The organism is Rhodanobacter ginsengisoli, assembly GCF_042657065.1.
GTDB lineage: Bacteria > Pseudomonadota > Gammaproteobacteria > Xanthomonadales > Rhodanobacteraceae > Rhodanobacter > Rhodanobacter ginsengisoli.
Genome location: NZ_JBHSNF010000002.1, coordinates 66,592 through 86,615 on the forward strand (window position 1 = coordinate 66,592; position 20,024 = coordinate 86,615).

Annotated in this window: 18 protein-coding genes; 6 read left to right on the top strand and 12 right to left on the bottom strand. The window is 63.8% G+C overall.

From position 1 onward, the window contains the following. Window positions 1–36: 36 nt before the first annotated feature. Window positions 37–459 carry a ferric iron uptake transcriptional regulator gene (fur, locus tag ACFPPA_RS09470; RefSeq protein WP_377319525.1) on the bottom strand — a complete coding sequence of 141 codons (423 nt, stop codon included), beginning with the start codon at window positions 457–459 and terminating at the stop codon, window positions 37–39. Window positions 460–537: 78 nt separating this feature from the next. Between fur and ACFPPA_RS09475 the strand changes: the two genes are divergently transcribed. Next, window positions 538–996, top strand: coding sequence for an outer membrane protein assembly factor BamE (locus ACFPPA_RS09475; protein ID WP_377319526.1), 459 nt, complete (start codon window positions 538–540; stop codon window positions 994–996). 53 nt (window positions 997–1,049) lie between these two features. Here ACFPPA_RS09475 and ACFPPA_RS09480 read toward each other — a convergent pair whose 3' ends face one another. Further along, window positions 1,050–1,328, bottom strand: a complete 279-nt coding sequence (locus ACFPPA_RS09480; protein WP_377319527.1) for an RnfH family protein — start codon at window positions 1,326–1,328, stop codon at window positions 1,050–1,052. Beyond that, the gene (locus ACFPPA_RS09485) at window positions 1,321–1,752 is read right to left on the bottom strand and encodes a type II toxin-antitoxin system RatA family toxin (RefSeq protein ID WP_377320657.1); all 432 of its coding nucleotides are present in this window, start codon (window positions 1,750–1,752) and stop codon (window positions 1,321–1,323) included. The genes ACFPPA_RS09480 and ACFPPA_RS09485 overlap by 8 nt, the downstream gene beginning before the upstream one ends. A 136-nt stretch (window positions 1,753–1,888) precedes the next feature. On the opposite strand from ACFPPA_RS09485, the gene smpB reads away from it, so the two are divergent. Next, window positions 1,889–2,380, top strand: a complete 492-nt coding sequence (smpB, locus tag ACFPPA_RS09490; RefSeq protein ID WP_377319528.1) for an SsrA-binding protein SmpB — start codon at window positions 1,889–1,891, stop codon at window positions 2,378–2,380. A gap of 64 nt (window positions 2,381–2,444) precedes the next feature. Here the strand turns inward: smpB and ACFPPA_RS09495 are convergent, their stop codons facing one another. The 6 genes from ACFPPA_RS09495 to miaA all read right to left on the bottom strand — a co-directional run bounded on the left by ACFPPA_RS09495 (window position 2,445) and on the right by miaA (window position 8,861). Next, window positions 2,445–3,737: an adenylosuccinate synthase gene (locus ACFPPA_RS09495; protein ID WP_377319529.1), complete on the bottom strand. Its 1,293-nt coding sequence runs from the start codon at window positions 3,735–3,737 to the stop codon at window positions 2,445–2,447. Window positions 3,738–3,959: 222 nt separating this feature from the next. Next, a complete protein-coding gene (hflC, locus tag ACFPPA_RS09500) occupies window positions 3,960–4,826 on the bottom strand; it encodes a protease modulator HflC (protein ID WP_377320659.1) in 867 nt (288 codons plus the stop codon). Then, complete coding sequence (gene hflK, locus ACFPPA_RS09505; protein WP_377319530.1) at window positions 4,826–5,902, bottom strand: FtsH protease activity modulator HflK; 1,077 nt, start codon at window positions 5,900–5,902, stop codon at window positions 4,826–4,828. The genes hflC and hflK overlap by 1 nt, the downstream gene beginning before the upstream one ends. Before the next feature lie 178 nt (window positions 5,903–6,080). Next, window positions 6,081–7,382 carry a ribosome rescue GTPase HflX gene (gene hflX, locus ACFPPA_RS09510; protein ID WP_377319531.1) on the bottom strand — a complete coding sequence of 434 codons (1,302 nt, stop codon included), beginning with the start codon at window positions 7,380–7,382 and terminating at the stop codon, window positions 6,081–6,083. 56 nt (window positions 7,383–7,438) lie between these two features. Continuing rightward, a complete protein-coding gene (gene hfq / locus ACFPPA_RS09515) occupies window positions 7,439–7,726 on the bottom strand; it encodes an RNA chaperone Hfq (protein ID WP_377320661.1) in 288 nt (95 codons plus the stop codon). Between the two features lie 169 nt (window positions 7,727–7,895). Next, entirely contained in the window at window positions 7,896–8,861 is a 966-nt protein-coding gene (gene miaA / locus ACFPPA_RS09520) for a tRNA (adenosine(37)-N6)-dimethylallyltransferase MiaA (protein ID WP_377319532.1), read from the bottom strand. 150 nt (window positions 8,862–9,011) lie between these two features. On the opposite strand from miaA, the gene tdh reads away from it, so the two are divergent. The 3 genes from tdh to kbl all read left to right on the top strand — a co-directional run bounded on the left by tdh (window position 9,012) and on the right by kbl (window position 15,135). Beyond that, a complete protein-coding gene (tdh, locus tag ACFPPA_RS09525; protein ID WP_377319533.1) occupies window positions 9,012–10,046 on the top strand; it encodes an L-threonine 3-dehydrogenase in 1,035 nt (344 codons plus the stop codon). 183 nt (window positions 10,047–10,229) lie between these two features. Beyond that, window positions 10,230–13,853, top strand: coding sequence for a DUF748 domain-containing protein (locus ACFPPA_RS09530; protein WP_377319534.1), 3,624 nt, complete (start codon window positions 10,230–10,232; stop codon window positions 13,851–13,853). Between the two features lie 82 nt (window positions 13,854–13,935). After that, on the top strand, window positions 13,936–15,135 hold the full coding sequence (gene kbl, locus ACFPPA_RS09535; RefSeq protein WP_377319535.1) for a glycine C-acetyltransferase: 1,200 nt from the start codon (window positions 13,936–13,938) through the stop codon (window positions 15,133–15,135). A 32-nt stretch (window positions 15,136–15,167) separates the two neighbouring features. Here the strand turns inward: kbl and ACFPPA_RS09540 are convergent, their stop codons facing one another. The 3 genes from ACFPPA_RS09540 to ACFPPA_RS09550 form a co-directional block, all read right to left on the bottom strand. Then, window positions 15,168–15,899, bottom strand: a complete 732-nt coding sequence (locus tag ACFPPA_RS09540) for a pseudouridine synthase (RefSeq protein WP_377320663.1) — start codon at window positions 15,897–15,899, stop codon at window positions 15,168–15,170. A 218-nt stretch (window positions 15,900–16,117) separates the two neighbouring features. Next, on the bottom strand, window positions 16,118–17,269 hold the full coding sequence (locus ACFPPA_RS09545) for an OmpA family protein (protein ID WP_377319536.1): 1,152 nt from the start codon (window positions 17,267–17,269) through the stop codon (window positions 16,118–16,120). A 315-nt stretch (window positions 17,270–17,584) separates the two neighbouring features. Next, entirely contained in the window at window positions 17,585–19,036 is a 1,452-nt protein-coding gene (locus tag ACFPPA_RS09550) for a bifunctional 2-methylcitrate dehydratase/aconitate hydratase (RefSeq protein WP_377319537.1), read from the bottom strand. 275 nt (window positions 19,037–19,311) lie between these two features. Here ACFPPA_RS09550 and ACFPPA_RS09555 point away from each other — a divergent pair, with 275 nt between their 5' ends. Then, window positions 19,312–20,013: a TerC family protein gene (locus tag ACFPPA_RS09555; protein WP_377319538.1), complete on the top strand. Its 702-nt coding sequence runs from the start codon at window positions 19,312–19,314 to the stop codon at window positions 20,011–20,013. Window positions 20,014–20,024 lie beyond the last annotated feature (11 nt).

Consider the following 20,024-nt stretch of genomic DNA (forward strand, 5'->3'; position numbering starts at 1 on the left):
CTTGACGGTGTGAAGGCGCAAGCCAAACGCAGCAGATCAGCCTTTGCGTGAACCCGGCTTGGGTCGCACATACAGGACCAGACTGTGGTCCTCGATCACATAACCGTGGCGCGCGGCAATTTCGCGCTGCAGGCGCTCGATCTCTTCACTGACGAACTCAATCACCTTCCCGCTGTCCACATCAATCATGTGGTCGTGATGTTTGCCACGATCGAGCTCGTAGACTGCCTGGCCACCTTCGAAGTTGTGCTTGACGATGATGCCCGCGGCCTCGAACTGGGTCAGCACGCGATATACCGTCGCCAAGCCGATATCTTCCTGGTGGGCGAGCAGCTTTTTGTAAACATCTTCCGCGGTGAGGTGCTGCACCCCTTCTTCATCGAAAATCTGCAGGATGCGCATCCGTGGGTGGGTCACCTTGAGGCCAACCCGGCGCAATTCCTTGGTTTCCTGTTCCATACTCACCCTCCCCGCACACGGCGTTTCCAAGCCGGTAGTGTATCATCCGTCACCTTCACGATCCTGGACGCAACACGCATGCAAAAGCTGATCACCCTGCTGGTTTTCGTCATGCTGGCGCTTCCCCTCGCCGGCTGCCATATCGTCTATACGCCCGATGTGCAGCAAGGCAATCTGCTGGACAAGAAAGTGGTCGATCAGCTCAAGCCGGGCATGACCAAGCACCAGGTGCTGGTGCTGATGGGCACGCCTTCGGTCGCCACGCCGTTCGACCAGAGCCGCTGGGATTATGTGTCGACGTTGGCCAAGCGTGGCGGCCCACTCAAGATCCGCACGCTCAAGCTGACCTTCAACAACGATACGCTGGTGCGCTCCGAGGGCGATTTCTTCGCCCAGGATGCCCAGGAGCTGGTCAAGGACAGCAAGAAATACAACGCGGGCTATCCGGTCAACGAAACGAAGGGTGACAAGAGCAAGTCCCCGGATGACAACAAGGGCGATGGCGGTTTCGGCCAGGGCGACAACGCCGGTCATTGACCGATATTCCGGCTTGAATCGGGCAGGATCGAGGCATCCCGTCCGATCGGAGTTCAGCGAGCCCGGCGGCGACGTGCCTCCATCGGATCGAGCACGAGCGGCCGGTAGAGTTCGATCCGGTCGCCTTCCTCTACGACATGGTCCGGCGGCACCTTTTGCGAGAAAATGCCCGTCCGGCGACAGTCGACGGCACCCTCCGGAAGCATTTGCAGTATCCCGGACGCCTCGATCGCCTGCCTCACCGTGCTGCCGATGGGCAGCCGGACGCGCCGCAGGATCGAGCGCCCCGCCTGCGCATGGACCACCTCCACCGTGACGACGCGCTCATCCATACACACGCTCGGCCTCGCGGCAGAAATCGTCCACCATACGCCCGGCCAGGCCTTGAAAGCCCAGTTTCAACGCACCACCGCCGAGCCGGCCCGCGTACTCGAAATCCAGCGCAAAGGCCACCTTGCAGCCGGCTTCGCCCAATGCAGTGAAGTGCCACACGCCCTCCAGACTGCGGAACGGGCCATCGACCAGGCTCATTTGCAGACGAGCGGGTGGCTCGACCGCATTGCGGGTGGTGAAGCTCTGCCGAAACCCGGCGAACTTGAGATCCAGCCGCGCCACCAGCACATCGCTCTGGCGCTCGACAATCTCGGCGCCGACACACCAGGGGAAGCGCTTTGGGTATGCTTCAACATCATTGACCAGGTCGAACATCTGCGCAGGCGAATACTTCACCAGTGCGCTGCGGCGAATTTCAATCACGGCAACCTCGATGGTTTTTGCATTCATCCGTGAATGCGAGGATCAACAAGCAGCCATCCATGGCTGCACTTTTCAAAGAGTCCGTTCCAGATGGGACAGGGCCGATCACAGGGCAACGCGCCCGAGTTTAACGGACATGGCCAAGACGAAGGATAAAGACAGCAAGGGAGGCGGTACCATCGCGCTCAACAAGCGCGCCCGTTTCGAATACGCCATCGACCAGCGCTACGAGACCGGGGTCGCCCTGCAAGGCTGGGAGTTGAAGGCACTGCGCGCGGGTCGGATCAATTTCGGCGACAGCTACGCGATCGTCAAGAACAACGAGATTTTCCTGGTCGGCACCTCCATTCCGCCGTTGATCAGTGCATCTTCCCATGTGATCGCGGAGGATCGACGCACCCGCAAGTTGCTGCTGCATCGAAAGGAAATCGACCAGCTGGTCGGCGCGGTCGAGCGCAAGGGCTACACCCTGGTACCCACCGCAATGTACTGGAAAGGAAACAAGGTCAAGGTCGAGATCGGGCTGGCTCGCGGCAAGCAGGAACACGACAAGCGCAACACCGAAAAGCAGCGCGACTGGCAAATCGAGAAGCAGCGCACCATGCGCTCGCACAATCGCGCCGTCTGAGCCCGCCGCGACAAAAAAAAGCCCCGCGAATGCGGGGCTCTTTCTGGGTCTACGCAAACTCGGCTCAGGCGAACGGATCATCCAGCACGATGGTGTCCTCGCGATCCGCACCGGTGGCAACCAGCGCCAGGCGGCAACCGGAGAGTTCCTCGACCGCACGCAGGTAGGCGCGGGCGGCGGGCGGCAGCTTGGTCCAGTCGCGGATGCCGGCAGTGGACTCGCTCCAGCCGGGGAACTCCAGGTAGACCGGCTTGCATTCGTCCCAGCCGTCCGCATCGAGCGGGGCCAACTCGCGGCGCTTGCCCCGGTATTCATAGGCGATGCAGACCTTGATCGTCTCCAGGCCATCGAGCACGTCGAGCTTGGTGATCGCCAGCCCGTTGATGCCGTTGATCTGGGTGGCGCGCTTGAGCGCAACCAGATCGATCCAGCCGCAACGACGCGGACGGCCCGTGCTGGCACCGAACTCGTTGCCGACCTTGCGCAGGCGCTCGCCCATCTCGTCCTTCAGTTCGGTCGGGAACGGGCCGCTGCCGACACGGGTCGCGTAGGCCTTGCAGATGCCCAGCACATAGTCGATGTCACCCGCGCCCACACCCGTCCCGGCCAGCGCACCACCGATGGTGGTGTTGCTGGAAGTGACGTAGGGATAGGTACCGTGGTCGATGTCGAGCAACGCGCCCTGCGCGCCCTCGAACAGGATGTTGCCGCCCTCCTTGCGCACGTCATGCAGGATGGTCGCGACGTCGTCGACCATCGGGCGGATGTATTCGCCCCACGCCAGCGCGTCGTCCAGCACGGTCTGGTAGTCGATCGGCTCGACCTTCAGCCACTGGGTGAGGATGAAGTTGTGGTAGTCGACCGCGGTTTTCAGCAATGCCGGCAATTCATGCGGATACATCAGGTCGGCCACGCGCACGCTGCGACGGGCCACCTTGTCCTCGTAGGCCGGACCGATGCCGCGCCCGGTGGTACCGATCGCCTTGCCGCCGGCGGCCAGTTCCCGCGCCCGGTCGACAGCAATGTGGTACGGCATGATCAACGGAGTCGCCGGGCTGATCTTGAGCCGCGAGCGCACTTCGACGCCATTGGCCTCGAGTTCGGCAATCTCCTCCATCAATGCCGGCGGCGACAGCACCACGCCGTTGCCGATCAGGCACAGCGCGTCGTCGCGCAGGATGCCCGAGGGAATCAGGTGCAAAACGGTCTTCTTGCCCTTGATCACCAGCGTGTGACCGGCGTTGTGGCCGCCCTGGAAGCGCGCCACTGCGCTGACGCGCTCGGTCAGCAGATCGACGATCTTGCCCTTGCCTTCGTCGCCCCACTGGGCACCGAGAATTACGACTGACTTGCCCATGATCTTCTCACTCAGGTTTGCGACGCCCCGCGGATGGGGTTACGCGTGTCTAAAGAAACAGCTGCAATGGCACCGGCCCGACGACCATCGCACCGGCACCGGACAGGTGCAAGAAGTGCGACGGCCATGGCGGCGAATCGAGCACCATTGCCTGCCAGCGCAATCCTCGACCAGAAGCGTCAGGCAGAAGGTGCCTGTCAGCTGCTGTGTCGAGGAAGCAACTCAGCGCTTGGGTGCGGGCTGGTCGAAGTAGCGCAGGAATTCGTTGTCGGGCTTCATGATCAGCACGCCCCTGCCGTCCTCGAACGATTTGCGGTATGCCGCCAGGCTGCGATAGAACGTAAAGAATTCTGGATCCTGGCTATACGCCTGCGCGTAGATCGCCGCGGCCTGGGCATCGCCCTCGCCGCGGATCGTCGCCGCATCACGACGCGCATCGGCTCGCAGCACCTGACCCTGACGATCCGCATCGGCCTGGATCGTTTCCGCCGACTCCTGACCGGTAAAGCGCAACTCGTTGGCCAGTTGCAGGCGTTCGGCACGCATCCGCTTGTACACCGATTCGCTGACCTCGTTGGGCAGGTCGATGCGCTTGATGCGCACGTCGACGACGGCTATGCCGAGATTCTTGCGCGCCGAGGCATCGGTCTGTGCACGCACCCGTTCGGTGATGTCCTTGCGCCCACCAGAGATGAGGTCGGGCAAGGTACGCGCATTGAATTCGAAACGCAGCGCGTCCTTCACGATCGGCGTCAATCGCTGGGTTGCCTGAAGCTGGTCGCCACCGGTGGATCGGTAATACATGGCGTTGTCGACGATGCGCCACTTGACGTAGAAATCGACGTTGACGCTCTTCTTCTCGGAGGTGAAATAGCGCTCCGGTGGCGCGTCCAGCGACAAGATGCGCTTGTCGAAATGCATCACCTGCTGGATCACCGGCAATTTGAAGTGCAGGCCCGGCTGATAGTCGGTCTGTACGATGCGACCGAATTGCAGCACCAGCGCGCTGTGTCCCTCGCTGACCACGAACATGCTGTTGAGGCCGAGCAGAAGCAGTACCACCGCAATGATGGCGGTCGAGATCTTCATCATGGCTGTGCTCCCTTGTCGGCTGTGCCACTGGCAGGAGCCGTGGACGGCACGATCGCACCCACGGTGGCGGAACCGGTTTCAGGCGTCGCCGCTGCGCCCCGCAGCGCCGGCAGGTTGATGATGTTGCGGCCGTTGGAACCGTCGATCACCTTCGGGTTGTCTGCCATCACCTGTTCCATGGTCTCCAGCCACAGGCGCTTGCGGGTTACTTCCGGGGCCGCCTTGTACTGGGTCAGCAGGAGGTCGAAGCGTGCCGTGTCGCCTTTCGCACGTGCGATCCTCTCGGCTTTGTAGCCGGCGGCTTCGGCGGCGATGCGGGCCGCGTCGCCACGGGCCACGGGCACCACCTTGCTGGCGTAGGCCAGGGCGCCGTTCTCGATGCTCTGCTTGTCCTCGCGGGCGTTGTTCACGTCGTCGAAGGCGTCTTTCACCTCGTCCGGGGGGGCCACGTTCTGGAAGCTCACCTCGGTCACGCGCAGCCCGGAGTTGTAGCCGTCCAGGGTCTTCTGCAATGCCGTCTGCGCCTCGGCGACCAGGTTGGCGCCGGCGGCGGACAGGACCTGATCCATGTCGCTGCCACCGATCACCCCGCGCACCGCTGCCTCGGCCGCGGCGCCGATGGTACCGTCGGGGTCATTGAGCGAGAACAGGTACTTGCGCGAGTCGTCCACCTGGTACTGCACGGTGAAGTCGATGGTGATGATGTTCTCGTCGCGGGTCAGCATGGCCACCTTGTCGTTGACCGAGCGGATCCGCGTGGACTCCACCTTGGTGACCGACTCGATCGGCTGCGGCAGCTTCAGGTGGAAACCGGGCGACAGCGTGCGTGAATACTGGCCGAAACGCAGCACCACGCCGGCCTGACGTGCGCCGATGATGGTGTAGCTGCTGAACAGCAGCCCGACCACGAGCAACACCAGGATGCCGGTAAGGATGCCGCCAGGCCCCTGCCCCAGCTTGTTGCCGCCACTTTTCAACTTGTTGAGCAGGTCATCCAGCGGCGATTTGCCGGAGGGGCGCTTCCTGTTCCACGGATCATTCTGCCCATTTTTGCCGGGTTCATTCCATGCCACGAGTCAGTCTCCTTGAAGCGTTCTGGAGGCCGGCAACCACGGCCGGAACACACGTTGAACCGGGTTACACATGAGATTCAGCCTGAGCTGTCCAAACGGCGAGCGGCCCGTCAAACGGGCTGCACAAACGCGGGCCATTCTATCAGAGCCGAACCATGCCGTCCGCAGCCCGAAGGCGTCATTCCGCGATGGCCAGCAGCTCACGCAGCAGCAAGGCTTCGGTCGCGTCACCGCCGCTGAGCGGGGCGATCACGCTGCGCGGCGCATCGATGCGCAACTGCCAGCCGTGCTCGTCCACCGTTTCGCCACTGATCGCGCCGGCGGCCTTCAGCCGCGCGTGCAGTCGCCCGGCGGATAGCGGCAACTGCAGTGCCGACTGAACGCGCTCGCCGCCGAGCAACTCGCCCAGCGCCTGACGCAGCAGATCCAGACCGACCCCGGTGGCAGCAGACACCCAGACTCGTACCGGCTTGCCCGCCGCATCGCGATCGATGCGCGGCTCGGCGCCGGCCAGGTCGATCTTGTTCATGACATGCAGTTGCGGCACGTCACCGGTGTCGATTTCCTCCAGCACACTGTCGACCACGCGATGCAGGCGCTCGCGCTCGTCGTCGGCGGCATCGCTGACATGCAGCAGCAGGTCGGCATCCCTTGCCTCGGCCAGGGTCGCGCGGAATGCTGCCACCAGGTCATGCGGCAGCTCACGGATGAAGCCCACCGTGTCGGCCAGCACCGCCGGGCCGCAGCTCAGGTCCTCCAGCTTGCGCACGGTCGGATCGAGCGTGGCGAACAGCAGGTTGGCGGCATAGACCTCACCGGTGGTCAGTGAATTGAAAAGCGTCGACTTGCCGGCGTTCGTGTAGCCCACCAGGGCCACTCGCGGCACCGTATTGCGCAACCGCGCGCGACGCTGCTGACCGCGCTGGGTCTGCACTTTCTGCAGTCGCTTGGTGAGCATCTTGACGCGCTCGCCGATCAGGCGGCGATCGGTCTCCAGCTGGGTTTCGCCGGGACCGCGGTTGCCGATGGCACCACCACGCTGAGCGTCCAGATGGGTCCATCCGCGCACCAGCCGGGTGGCCAGATGCTTGAGCTGGGCCAGTTCGACCTCCAGCTTGCCTTCATGCGAGCGCGCACGCTGGGCGAAGATATCCAGGATCAATCCGGCACGATCGACCACGCGGATGCCCAGATGCTTTTCCAGGTTGCGTTCCTGCACCGGCGTGAGCTCGTGGTCGACCAGGACCAGGTCGGCTTCCAGCGCGCGAGCCGCCTCCGCCACCTCGTTGGCCTTGCCGCTGCCGATGTAAAAACGCGGATTGGGATCCTCGACCCGGGCGGAGACGACGCCCAGCACCTCGGCTCCGGCGGACTTCACCAATTCGGCGAATTCCTCGGCGCGACGCACCGTATCGCCTTCACCACGGGAATGCGGCAAGACCAGCAGGGCGCGATCGCCTTTCCTTTCTCTTTCAAACACGGATGGGGGTGATCCTCAGGAGCAGAACCACTTCATGCGGGCGAACACCCGATCAATCAAGCGTCCGCCTCGGCGGTCGCGATCGGCGCGTCGGACTGATGATCGGCTCCATCATGGCCATCGTGGCCGTTGCCGATGCGCACGTTGCGGCTCGGCACCACCGTCGAAATGGCGTGCTTGTAGACCATCTGGCTCACCTGGTTACGCAGCAACACCACAAATTGATCGAACGACTCCACCGTACCCTGCAACTTGATGCCATTGACCAGATAGATGGCCACCGGCACGCGCTCGCGCCGCAACGCATTCAGAAACGGATCCTGCAACGACTGCCCCTTGGACATTTCTTGTTCTCCCCTTGCCTCGAACGGATCCGGGTAAAAAACGCCAATGACGCCCCGAACCAACATGACCCGGATGTTAACTGCTTTCAAATGCTTGATGAAAGGAGATTTTCGCGCAGCAAGTCGCAATTGGCCGCGGCGACGGACTACCGCGGATCGCAGTAGGGCCTCAGCGGTCGATCGGGATGCCGGGCGCACCGAGGAACCGGTGCACGGCATCGGCAACGGAAGCCGGCAACCCCGGCCGGTCGGGGTCGAACATGCGCGCACTGAAATCGCTGCGCAGCCAGGTGATCTGGCGCTTGGCCAGCTGACGGGTGGCGAAGATTGCCCGGTCACGGAATTCGCCCGCTCCGGTCAACCCCTCCAGGTGCTCCCACGCCTGGCGGTAGCCCACCGCCCGCAGCGCCGGCAACTCGGCATGGAGGTCGCCGCGGGCATGCAACCCGCGTACCTCGTCGAGGAATCCGTCCGCCAGCATGGTGTCGAAGCGGCGGGCGATGCGTTCGTGCAACGCGCTCCGATCGAGCGGCAGCAACGCCAGCTTGAGCACCCGCCACGGGAAAGGGGTGCCGCTGCCGCCCCGTTGTTGTTCGGACAGCGGCCGGCCGGTCAATTCGAACACTTCCAGCGCACGCTGCAGGCGCTGGGTGTCATGGGGCCCGATCCGGCTCGCTGCCAGCGGATCCCGTTGTGCCAGTCGCGCATGCATGGCGGGCCAGCCGATCTGCGCCGCCTCGCTGGCCAGGCGCGAGCGTATCGCCGGATCCGCCTCGGGCAGGTCGGACAACCCCTGCTGCAGGGCGCGAAAATACAGACCGGTGCCGCCGACCAGCAAGGGCACCCTGCCCCGCGCGCCGATCTGTTGCATGGCGCTCAACGCATCGACGCGAAAGTCCGCCGCCGAATACGGCTGCGACGGATCGCGGATATCCACCAGCGCATGCGGGTAACGGGCCAGCGTGAGCGCATCCGGCTTGGCCGTACCGATGTCCATCCCGCGATAGACCAGCGCCGAATCCACGCTGACCAGATCCAGCGCAAAACGCTCGCTCAACTCGCAGGCCAGCGCAGTCTTGCCCGAGGCGGTCGGTCCCATCAGGAAAATGGCAAGGGGGCGGCTGTCGATCGGCATCGTGAAAGTGTAGGGGGCGCGCTGCCGTGCGGCCAGCCGAACGGCCCGACAACCCGTCGAGGCCGGCCCACCGGCAATCGTGCGGTGGATCGGCAGGCCCTATAATTGGGGTTTCCCCGCCCGTTCAATGGGCCAACCGATGGACTCCCCATGCCACAGACGATGAAAGCCCTGGTCAAGCGCAAGCCCGAACAGGGCATCTGGATGGAACAGGTGCCGATGCCTGAGGTCGGTCCGAACGAAGTGCTGATCAAGATGGAGAAGACCGCGATCTGCGGCACCGACCTGCACATCTACAAGTGGGACGAATGGAGCCAGCGCACGATCACGCCCGGCCTCACCATCGGCCACGAATTCGTCGGTCGCATCGCCGAGATCGGCCCGGGCGTGACCGGCTATGCCATCGGCGACCGCGTCTCGGCCGAGGGCCACATCGTCTGCGGCCATTGCCGCAACTGCCGCGCCGGCCGCCAGCACCTGTGCCCGAACACGATCGGCATCGGCGTGAACCGCAACGGCGCATTCGCCGAGTACATGAGCATGCCGGCGTCCAACCTGTGGCCGATCCCCGACCAGATCCCGTCCGAGCTGGCCGCCTTCTTCGACCCCTACGGCAACGCCGCGCACTGCGCGCTGGAGTTCGACCTGATCGGCGAGGACGTGCTGATCACCGGCGCCGGCCCGATCGGCATCATCGCCGCGGGCATCGCCAAGCACGTGGGTGCGCGCAACGTGGTGGTCACCGACGTCAACGATTACCGCCTGAAACTGGCCGCCGACATGGGCGCCACCCGGGTGGTCAACGTCACCAACCAGTCGTTGCGCGACGTGGTCAAGGACCTGCACATCGAGGGCTTCGACGTGGGCCTGGAGATGAGCGGCAACCCACGCGCGTTCAACGACATGCTCGAATGCATGTACCACGGCGGCAAGGTCGCGATGCTCGGCATCATGCCGCGCGGCGCCGGCATCGACTGGGACAAGGTGATCTTCAAGGGCCTCACCCTGCAGGGCATCTACGGTCGACGCATGTACGAGACCTGGTACAAGATGACCCAGATGGTGCTGACCGGATTCCCGCTGCAGAAGGTGCTCACCCACCAGATCCACATCGACGACTTCCAGAAGGGATTCGACCTGATGGACGCCGGCACCTGCGGCAAGGTGGTCTGCTCGTGGAACTGACCGGCTGAATCTCCCGAAGCCGCTTCGCGGCCGGCTCGTCGGCATGTGATGCGGCAGCTGGGCGGCGGACCCGCCGGTCCGTAAACTGCAGTCTCTCCGGTGGGATGCCGGGTGGTTGGTGATGGTCACCGGCGGCATGCCCCAGGCACCGCCGGATCGCGACGTTCATGGAGTGCCGTCCACATGTTTGATCGTCGTCTGCTGGGTGATCCGCGCCTGTTGCGCGCGCGCGCGCAAGCCGGGCACGTGTATCGGTCCCGTCGCCTGCGTCGCTGGCTGCTGTTCGTCGGCATCGCCCTGGTGGTATTCGGCCTGCTCGGATTCTTCGCGGCACCGCCATGGCTGAAATCGCAGTTGCAGCAGCGTCTTGGAACCCGGCTTGGCCGCCCGGTTACGATCGGCGAGGTCCATCTGAATCCCTATACGCTGCGACTGGAGCTGGACCGGCTGCACGTCGGCGAATCCGATCGGCAGTCCGCCTTCGTCGATGTCGACCGGTTTGTCGTCAACGCCTCGTGGAGCTCGTTGTTCCGCTGGGCTCCCGTGCTCGACGAACTCGCGCTGCAGCACCCGCAGCTGCATCTGGTCCGCCTCGGGCCGCAACGCTTCAACTTCTCCGATCTGCTGGCCGGCCTGAGCGGACCTGCGGATCCGAAAGCCGCACCGGCGCGCTTCGCGCTGGCCAACATCAGCGTGCACGACGGCGATATCCGCTTCGACGACAAGGTGCTGGGCACCAGCCATCGCATCGACCGGATCGAACTGGGTATTCCGTTCCTGGCCAACCTGCCCGCCACCACCGATCTCTTCGTCAAGCCGTTGTTCGCTGCGCGTATCGACGGCAGTCCGCTGCGCATCGACGGTCGGACCAAGCCGTTTGCCAGCAGTCGGGAATCCGTACTCGAGTTCCAGCTCGATCACCTCGACCTGCCCCGCTATCTCGGCTACGCACCCGCGGCGCTACCGGTGGCGATTCCGCGCGGACAGCTGTCGGGCAAGCTGGAGCTGCACTTCGTTGCGACAAAAGCGGATACCCAGTTGCGTCTGGACGGCCAGCTGTCGCTGGACGACTTCAGCATGACCACGCCCGGGGGCGCCGCGCTGCTGGAGCTGGGTCACGGCTCGGCGGAATTGACCGACGTGCAGCCGCTGCTTTCGCGCTATCGCCTGGGCAGGGTGCTGCTGGACCGGGCCACCTTGCACTATCGTCTCGGCGCAGAAGGGCACAGCAACTTCGACGTGCTGACCGCAGTCGACACCGGCAAGCCGCCCACCGGACCCGCCGCGTCTGCGAACGACGTGCGGATCCATGCGCTGGACCTTCAGCGGAGTCGACTCGACTATACGGATGCGAGTGGCGCCGTGGCGGGAACAGCCACGCTGACGAATCTGCGCGGCAGCCTGCGCGGCCTGTCCACGGTAGCAGCGCCGGCAGCCACCCTGGTCATGTCCGGCCAGTTGAACGGCGGCGGACTGGGCGTCACCGGCAAGCTCGATCTTGCGGGCGCCCGCTTCGACGGCAGGCTCGCCCTCGACGGCGTCGCGCTGGCGCCACTGCAATCGCTGGCGATGCCGCAGCTGCAAGCCCGCATCACCAGGGGCAAACTGGATGCCCATGGCCAGCTTCAGGCAAGCTGGGGCAAGCCGATCAACCTGCACATGGAGCCAGCGCAGCTCACCATCAGCAACCTGGTGTTGCAGCGCGATGCCACCGACGTCACGCCGGTGGCCTGGAAGTCCGTCCAGGTGAAGCTGGACCGCTTCGACCTCGCCGCGCGCAACGCCCAGGTTGCCAGTGTCGACGCACAGGGACTGCAACTGGATGTGAAGCGATTGCGCAACGGCCAGGTGGACCTGGCCGGGCTGCTCGCCACCGCCACGACGACCCCATCCCCGGCATCGAATCTCGCGCCGCAGGCCACTGTCCCCGCCTGGCACTGGCAGGTCGATGAGCTGAAGGTCGAGGACGGCGATGTGGCATTCGTGGACCTCACTGCCGATCATCCGGTGCCGGTCGATCTGCATGCCGATCGTTACCGTGTCGAAACCCTTTCGTCGAACCTGCAGCTACCGCTTACGGTGACGCTGACCGGAAAACTCGGTCGCGGCCGCTACGATGTCAGCGGCAAGATCACGCCACAACCACTGGTCGCGGATCTTCAGGTCAGGACGCGCGCACTGGACATTGCACCGCTGCAGTCGCTGATCAGCGTGCCACTGAACGTACGCATCGGCAGTGCGCTGCTCAGCCTCGACGGCCGGCTCGGCTATCGCGATCAGGGCAGTGCGGATGCCCGCATCAGCTATCGCGGGGCCGCCACGCTGGGCCGGGTGCGCGTGCAGGACAAGGTCACCGGCGACGATTTCCTGCGTTGGCACTCGCTGGCCGCCACCGGACTGCTTGTGCGCCTGGGCGAAGGTGCGCCACATGCGGATGTCGGCGGTCTCGCACTCAGCGATTTCTATGCCCGGGTGATCATCAACAGCAATGGCCGTCTGAACCTGCAGGACGTCGTGGCCACCGGGGCCGGCGCGGCGGCCGTATCGGTGACACGTGTCGAGAAGACTCCCGCCCCCGCCACGACGACGGCGACCACGCCCGCGACCGGATTGCCGGCGGGACCGCGGCCGGACATCCGGATTGGCCAGATCACCCTGGCCCGGGGGCAACTCAACTACACCGACAACTTCATCAAGCCGAACTACACCGCCAACGTCACCGATCTGGCCGGCAGCATCGGCGCGTTCGGCACCCGCGAGGGATCGCCGGCGCTACTGGTGCTCCAGGGCAAGCTGGACGAGAACTCCCCGGTGGACATCAACGGCAGCATCAACCCGCTGACGCCGGTGGCCTTTCTCGACATCAAGGCGAAAGCCGACGGCGTCCAGCTGACCCGCCTGTCGCCCTACTCCGGCAAATACGCCGGTTACCCGATCACCGGTGGCGTACTCAACGTCGACGTGCACTACATGCTGGACCAGCGCAAGCTCACTGCCGACAACCACATCTTCATAGAGCAGCTCACCTTTGGTGAGCGCATCACTACGCCCGGCGTGAGCCATTTGCCGGTCAAGCTGGCGGTGGCTTTGCTGAAGAATGCGCAGGGCCAGATCGACGTGCATGTTCCAGTGTCCGGTTCGCTGGATGATCCGAAGTTCAGCATGGGCGGCCTGATCTGGCACGCCTTCGTGAACCTTATTGCCCGCGCAGCCACCGCGCCGTTCCGCCTGCTTGCCTCGATCGGCGGCGGCAAGCATCCGGACCTCGGCTACGTCGAGTTCGCGCCGGGCTCCGCCGTGCTGAATGACGCGACGCTGTCGCGCCTTACCCAGTTGGCGAAGCTGCTGCAGCAAAAGCCGTCGCTCAAGCTGGACATCACCGGGCGGATGGATCCGGCGGTGGACGAGAAGGGCCTGCGCGCGGTAATGGTCGAGGACCTCGTGCGCAAGGAGAAGGCCGAGCATGACGGCGACAAGGTCGATCCGTCGACGCTCAAGCTGACTCCCGATGAATACGAGCATTACCTGACCCGGGTCTACCGGCACGCGAAGTTTCCCAAGCCGAAGAATCTGATCGGTTTCACCAAATCGCAGCCACCGGAGGAGATGCGTCTGTTGCTGGAAACGCACATGCCGGTCGATGCCGCCGCCCTGCGGCAACTGGCCGATCGCCGCGCCGCGGCCGTGCAGCAGTGGCTGCAAGGCAAGATCGACCCGCAACGTCTTTCCGTACATCCGCCCCGGCTCGATGCCAAGGGCATCAACGACAAGGGCAAGACCACGCGGGTGGATTTCGGCCTGCACTGAACGCCCCGGCGACACATCGAGGAGGCAGCGACTGGCGCGGCGCCTTACAATGGCGCTTTGCCATCCAATGGTCGGGATTCCCATGAGCTATACAGCCCAGGCGCGCTACGCCAGCGAACTCCAATCCATCCGCGAGCAGGGCCTGTTCAAGGCCGAGCGGATCATCACCTCGCCGCAGTCCGCCGAGATCGAACTGGAGGATGGTCGCAAGGTATTGAATTTCTGTGCCAACAACTACCTCGGCCTGGCCGATCATCCCGAAGTGATCCAGGCCGCCAAGGACGCCCTGGACACCCATGGTTTCGGCATGGCCAGCGTGCGTTTCATCTGCGGCACGCAGGACCTGCACAAGCAGCTCGAGGCGAAGATCGCCGCATTCTTCGGCACCGAGGACACCATCCTCTACGCGGCCTGCTTCGACGCGAATGGCGGCCTGTTCGAGCCCTTGCTGGGCGAAGAGGATGCGGTCATCTCCGACGCGCTGAACCACGCCTCGATCATCGATGGCATCCGCCTGTGCAAGGCCAGGCGCTTCCGCTATGCCAACAGCGACATGGCCGACCTGGAGAAACAGCTGCAGGCGGCCGATGCGGCCGGCGTACGGACCAAGCTGATCACCTCCGACGGTACGTTCTCGATGGACGGTTTCATCGCGCCGTTAGACCAGATCACGGCACTGGCCGAAAAGTACAACGCCATGGTGCATATCGACGAATGTCACTGCACCGGCTTTCTCGGTGACAGCGGTCGTGGTGCGGCCGAGGTGCACGGCGTGATGGACAAGATCGACATTTTCACCGGCACCCTGGGCAAGGCGCTCGGCGGCGCAGTGGGCGGTTTCACCACGGGCCGCAGGGAAGTCATCGAGTTGCTGCGCCAGCGTTCGCGTCCCTACCTGTTTTCCAACTCGTTGCCGCCGCACGTGGTCGCCGCGGGAATCAAGGTATTCGACATGCTCGCCGGTGCCGGCGACCTGCGCGAGAAGCTGAAGGAAAACACGCGCTATTTCCGCGAGCGGATGAGCGGGGCCGGTTTCGACATCAAGCCGGGCGTGCATCCGATCGTGCCGGTGATGATCCATGATGCAAAGAAGGCGCAGGCGATGGCCAGCGCACTGCTCGACGAGGGCATCTATGTCACCGGATTCTTTTTCCCGGTGGTGCCGCAGGGCCAGGCACGGATCCGCACGCAGATGAGCGCGGCGCATACCCGCGAGCATCTCGACCATGCGATCGACGCATTCACCAGGGTCGGCCGGCAGCTGGGGGTGATCGGCGCCTGATTCGCCGGGTGCCGGCGCGGCGGCGCGGCGGCTCAGTTCCGCGCCGGTGTCTTCTCGCCCTTGCCGCGGGTTTCGAGCGCACGAACCTCGTCCACATCGAGCTGGCGCCACTGTCCCTTGGCCAGCTCGCCCAGAGCCAGTGGACCGATCGCGACCCGGATCAAACGGAGCACGTCGAAACCCAGCGCGGCCAGCAAACGACGAATATGCCGGTTGCGACCTTCATCCAGCACCACCTCCAGCCAGGCGTTCTTGTCGCCGGCGCGCAGCACGCTCACCCGCCTGACCTTCAACGTGTCACCGGCATCGTCGATCCCCACCCGCATCGCCTGCAACGTCGCAGCATCCGGCTGTCCAGCCACCTGCACGTGATAGGTCTTGTCCGTGTGCGTGACCGGATCGGTGATGCCCGCCGCCCAGGTCGTATCGTTGCTGAGCAGCAACAGCCCCTCGCTGGCCTTGTCCAGTCGTCCCACCGGCCCCAGCCAGGGCAAACCGGCCTGCGCCAATGCGCTGTAGACCGTGGCGCGTCCGCGCTCATCGGCAGCACTCACGATCAGTCCGCGCGGCTTGTTGAACATCACGTAGACATGCTCGACGGCCCTCACCGGCTTGCCATCGACGGCCACCAGCTGTTGATCGAGCATCGTCGGATGATACGGGTCGCGAATGATCCGGCCATCCAGGCTCACACGCCCCTCGCGCACCCACTGTTCGGCCTGGCTGCGTGAACAGGCGCCCAGCTTGGACAGCACTCGCGCCAACCCATGCCGTGGTGTCGGCCGGGTTGTAGCGGCAAGCAAGGATCGGGGAATCTGGCGTGGCATGGGGCTAGCGTATAGGCCGAAGCCACGACGCCACAAGCAAAGTCACCATGGCGGGACAGGGGCCGGGGCCAACCAGCCCCCCCCAATCCGTTTCCTCCAGGCAAAAAAAAACCCGGCCGAAGCCGGGTTCTTTATTTTCTGCTACTCAGGTTCGATTACTGCTGAACCTGCAACTCCGTGCGACGGTTCTGTGCGCGACCGGCATCCGTGGCGTTGTCGCCAATCGGATCGTTCTCGCCGTGGCCGATCGGCCCTTCCAGACGGCTTGCATCGATACCGTGGCTGGTCAGGTAGTCGTACACGATCGAGGCGCGACGCTCGGACAGCTTCTGGTTGTACTCGTCGGTGCCCTTCGAATCGGTATAACCGGCGACGGTCACGTGCACCTGCGGATAGCGCTGCAGGGTATCGACAGCCTGGTTCAGGACCGAGAGCGAATCAGCGGTCGGCTCAGCCAGCGACTTGGCAATGTCGGTCTCGCCCTTCCTCGGACGATCGTACTTGAAGTTCACGCCGCGCAGATCGATCACGACCTTCTGCGGGCAGCCGTCCGGACCGACGATCGTGCCAGCGGCGGTTGCCGGGCACTTGTCGTCGCAGTCGTTCACGCCATCCTTGTCGCTATCGAGGGTCGAGCAGTCGACCGGCGGCGGCGTGGCAGCAGCCACTGGAGCCGGGGCAGCTGCCGGGGCGCCGAAGCGGGTAACTACGCTGAAGCCCAGGAACCAGTCGCCATAACCGCTCTTGCTCGGCTGGGTGCTGTTGTCCCAATCGTAGCGATAACCGGCTTCCAGACGAATGTCCGAGCTGTCGGAAACCGTCTTGGACACACCACCACCAAGCTCGGCAGCCGGCGACCAGCCATTGTCCGACATATTCTGGTGATGGCTGCCCATCACACCGCCCAACAGGTAAGGCCGCCATGCGTTCCAGTCACCCGCATAGAAACGAGCCGTCGCACCGATATTGGTGCTGGCCCAGGAATTGTTGCTATGGCCGCCACCACCGGCAATGCCGTTATCCATCTTGCGCTTGGTGCGATCGATGAATGCATCGACTGAGAAGTTCGGCGCGAAGAAACGACCAAAACCCAGCCCGTAATAGATCTGGCGGCTGTTGGTATTGCGCTTGTGATCGTTGAAGTAGGCACCCACGGTCGGGGCGATATACCAACGACCATCGTAGGAAGAAGTGGCCATGCCGGTGCTGGAGCTATCGGCGGGAGCGGCAGTGGTGTCCTGCGCATGAACGGCACCTACGCCGCCCAGGGCCAGCGCAATCAGAAAGTACAAGCCCTTACGTTTCATCAGGTGTCTCCTCATTTGTTAGGTTTTCGCGTCCGTTCAACCCCAACCGGAAGCCGCGTGATTCAGAACTGAATACGTCATTCAGAGCTTTGGTAGCCCCCACTTGGCGTTACTGCGACAAGCGGCGGAGAGTGTAGCAAAATCGTTAAGTGGGTAGCGTTTTAACACCAATGAAACTAAATCCCGGTGAGCCTTCGTTCAGGAAAGCCATTCGGAAAGCACAAAACCGAATTGCAGGCCTTCCCAATGCCCTGCTGCGACCTTCACACCGGCCCCGGTTTCACCCTGACGCTTAATATTCCACTCACGCCGTCTTTACAACGTGAAGAGCGCAAGGAACTGCTGCAACGGCATGGCATCGAGTTGAACCGGATCTTTCGTCGCCGCCATGATCGCCTTGACCCGGTGCGCCGGCAGATGGCCCCGCATGGCCGCCTCGAACTTCTGCAGCAACACCGGAATGCCCTCGGCACGACGCTTGCGGTGGCCGATCGGATAGTCGATCGAAACCTTTTCGGTGCTGCTGCCGTCCTTGAAGAACACCTGCACCGAGTTGCCGATGTAACGCTTGGCGGGGTCGAAGTAGTCCCGGGTGAACTGCGGGTTTTCGACTACCGTCATCTTGTCGCGCAAGGCGTCAATGCGCGGATCGGCGGCGACGTCGTCGTTGTAATCACTGGCCACCAGGCGACCGAAGATCAGCGGTACCGCCACCATGTACTGGATGCAGTGGTCGCGATCCGCGTAGTTCGCCAGCGGACCGGTCTTGTCGATGATGCGGCAACCGGCTTCCTGCGTCTCGATGACGATCCTTTCGACCTGATCGATCCGGCCAGCCACTTCACCGTGCAGCTGCATCGCGCATTCCACCGCGGTCTGCGCGTGGAACTCGGCCGGAAAGCTGATCTTGAACAGCACGTTCTCCATCACATAGCTGCCGAACGCACGCTCGAACTCGAACGGCTTGCCGTTGAACGCCACGTCGTAGAAACCCCAGGTCCTGGCGGACAGCGCCGACGGATAGCCAACCACGCCACGGTAGACCGCATTGATCGCATGGGTCACCGCACGGCGGCAGGCATCGCCCGCCGCCCAGCTCTTGCGTGGACCGGTGTTCGGCGCGTGGCGATAGGTGCGCAGCGCACCGTTGTCGATCCAGCTGTGCGACACGGCGCTGGTGATCTGCTCCTTGTCGCCGCCGAGCATCGCGGTGGCGACCGCGGTGGAAGCCAGCCGCACCAGGATCACATGATCCTGGCCAACCCGGTTGAAACTGTTCAGCAGCGCATAGCAACCCTGGATTTCATGCGCCTTGATTGCATAACCGAGTACGTCACGCACGGTCAGCGGCTGGCCGCCCTCACGCTCGGCCTTGCGGCTCAGGTAATCGCCGACGGCGAGGATGCTGCCGAGATTGTCCGATGGATGACCCCACTCCGCTGCCAGCCAGGTGTCGTTGAAATCCAGCCAGCGGATCTGCGTGCCGATCGCGAACGCAGCCTGCACCGGGTCAAGCTCATGGCTCGTACCCGGCACGCGGGCACCGCCCGGCAAGGTCGCCCCGGGAACCAGCGGACCGAGATGTTTGGTGCACTCGGGAAATTTCATCGCCAGCATCGCGGTGCCGAGCGAATCGAGCAGCATGTAGCGCGCGGTATCGTAGGCCTCCTTCGAGTCGATCTGGTAGTCGATCACGTAATCGGCGATATCGACCAGCGGCTGATCGGGATCGGGACGGACGGCGGAACGGATGTCGTGCGCACTCATGACGGATCTCGCAACAGGGAAAACCACCATTTTAGCCGACTGGCGTCCGGAGCGCCGCTTGACCGCAACAGATCGCCCCCCGACAATTGGTCAACACACCCCAGAGGGGAGTAGTTCCCGAGGCGGGTACGCCGGCCTCGGTGCAGTGATCGTCAACACGAGCGACGCTTCGCTCCGGTCACTTCGGCAGCCATGCTGCGAACGAGACTTTTGTGGTGGATACGGGCCGCGCGCGTCCGTATCCACTACATTGTCCGACGCGCATGGAACCTTGCATGGACATCTTTTCCCAGCACTTTCTCTCCGGCTTGCTGGCCATCATCCTGCTTGATCTGGTGCTGGCCGGCGACAATGCCATCGTGATCGCGATGGCCGCCAGTCGCCTGCCCCGGACACTGCAGGGAAAGGCGGTGTTCTGGGGTACGTTCGGTGCCGTCACGGTGCGCTTCGCGCTGACCGCGATCGTCGTCTACCTGTTCAAGTTGCCCGGGCTGATGCTGGTCGGCGGCCTGCTGCTGCTGCCGATCGCATGGAAGCTGCTCCGCCACGACGACGACAAGGATCCCGAGGTCAGTGCCGGCGATACCTTCTGGAGCGCCCTGCGCACGATCATCGTCGCCGACGCCCTGATGGGCATGGACAATGTACTGGCGATCGCCGGCGCATCGAAAGGGCATCTGAGCCTGGTCATCATCGGACTGTTGATCAGCGTACCCCTGGTCGTATGGGGCTCCACCCTGATCCTGAAACTGATCGATCGCTTCCCGGTCATCATGTACATCGGTGCCGGCGCGATCGCGTTCACCGCCGGCCGGATGATTTCACACGACTTCTGGCTCAGTGACTGGTTCGACGCGCACGGCTGGGTGAAATACGTACTGGATGTACTGCTGGTGGCCGGCATTTGCGGTGGCGGCTGGCTGGTGCAGCGACGACGTGACCGAGCCCACCCGCGCACGCCGGAAAAACTCCGTTGAACGACAAGTAA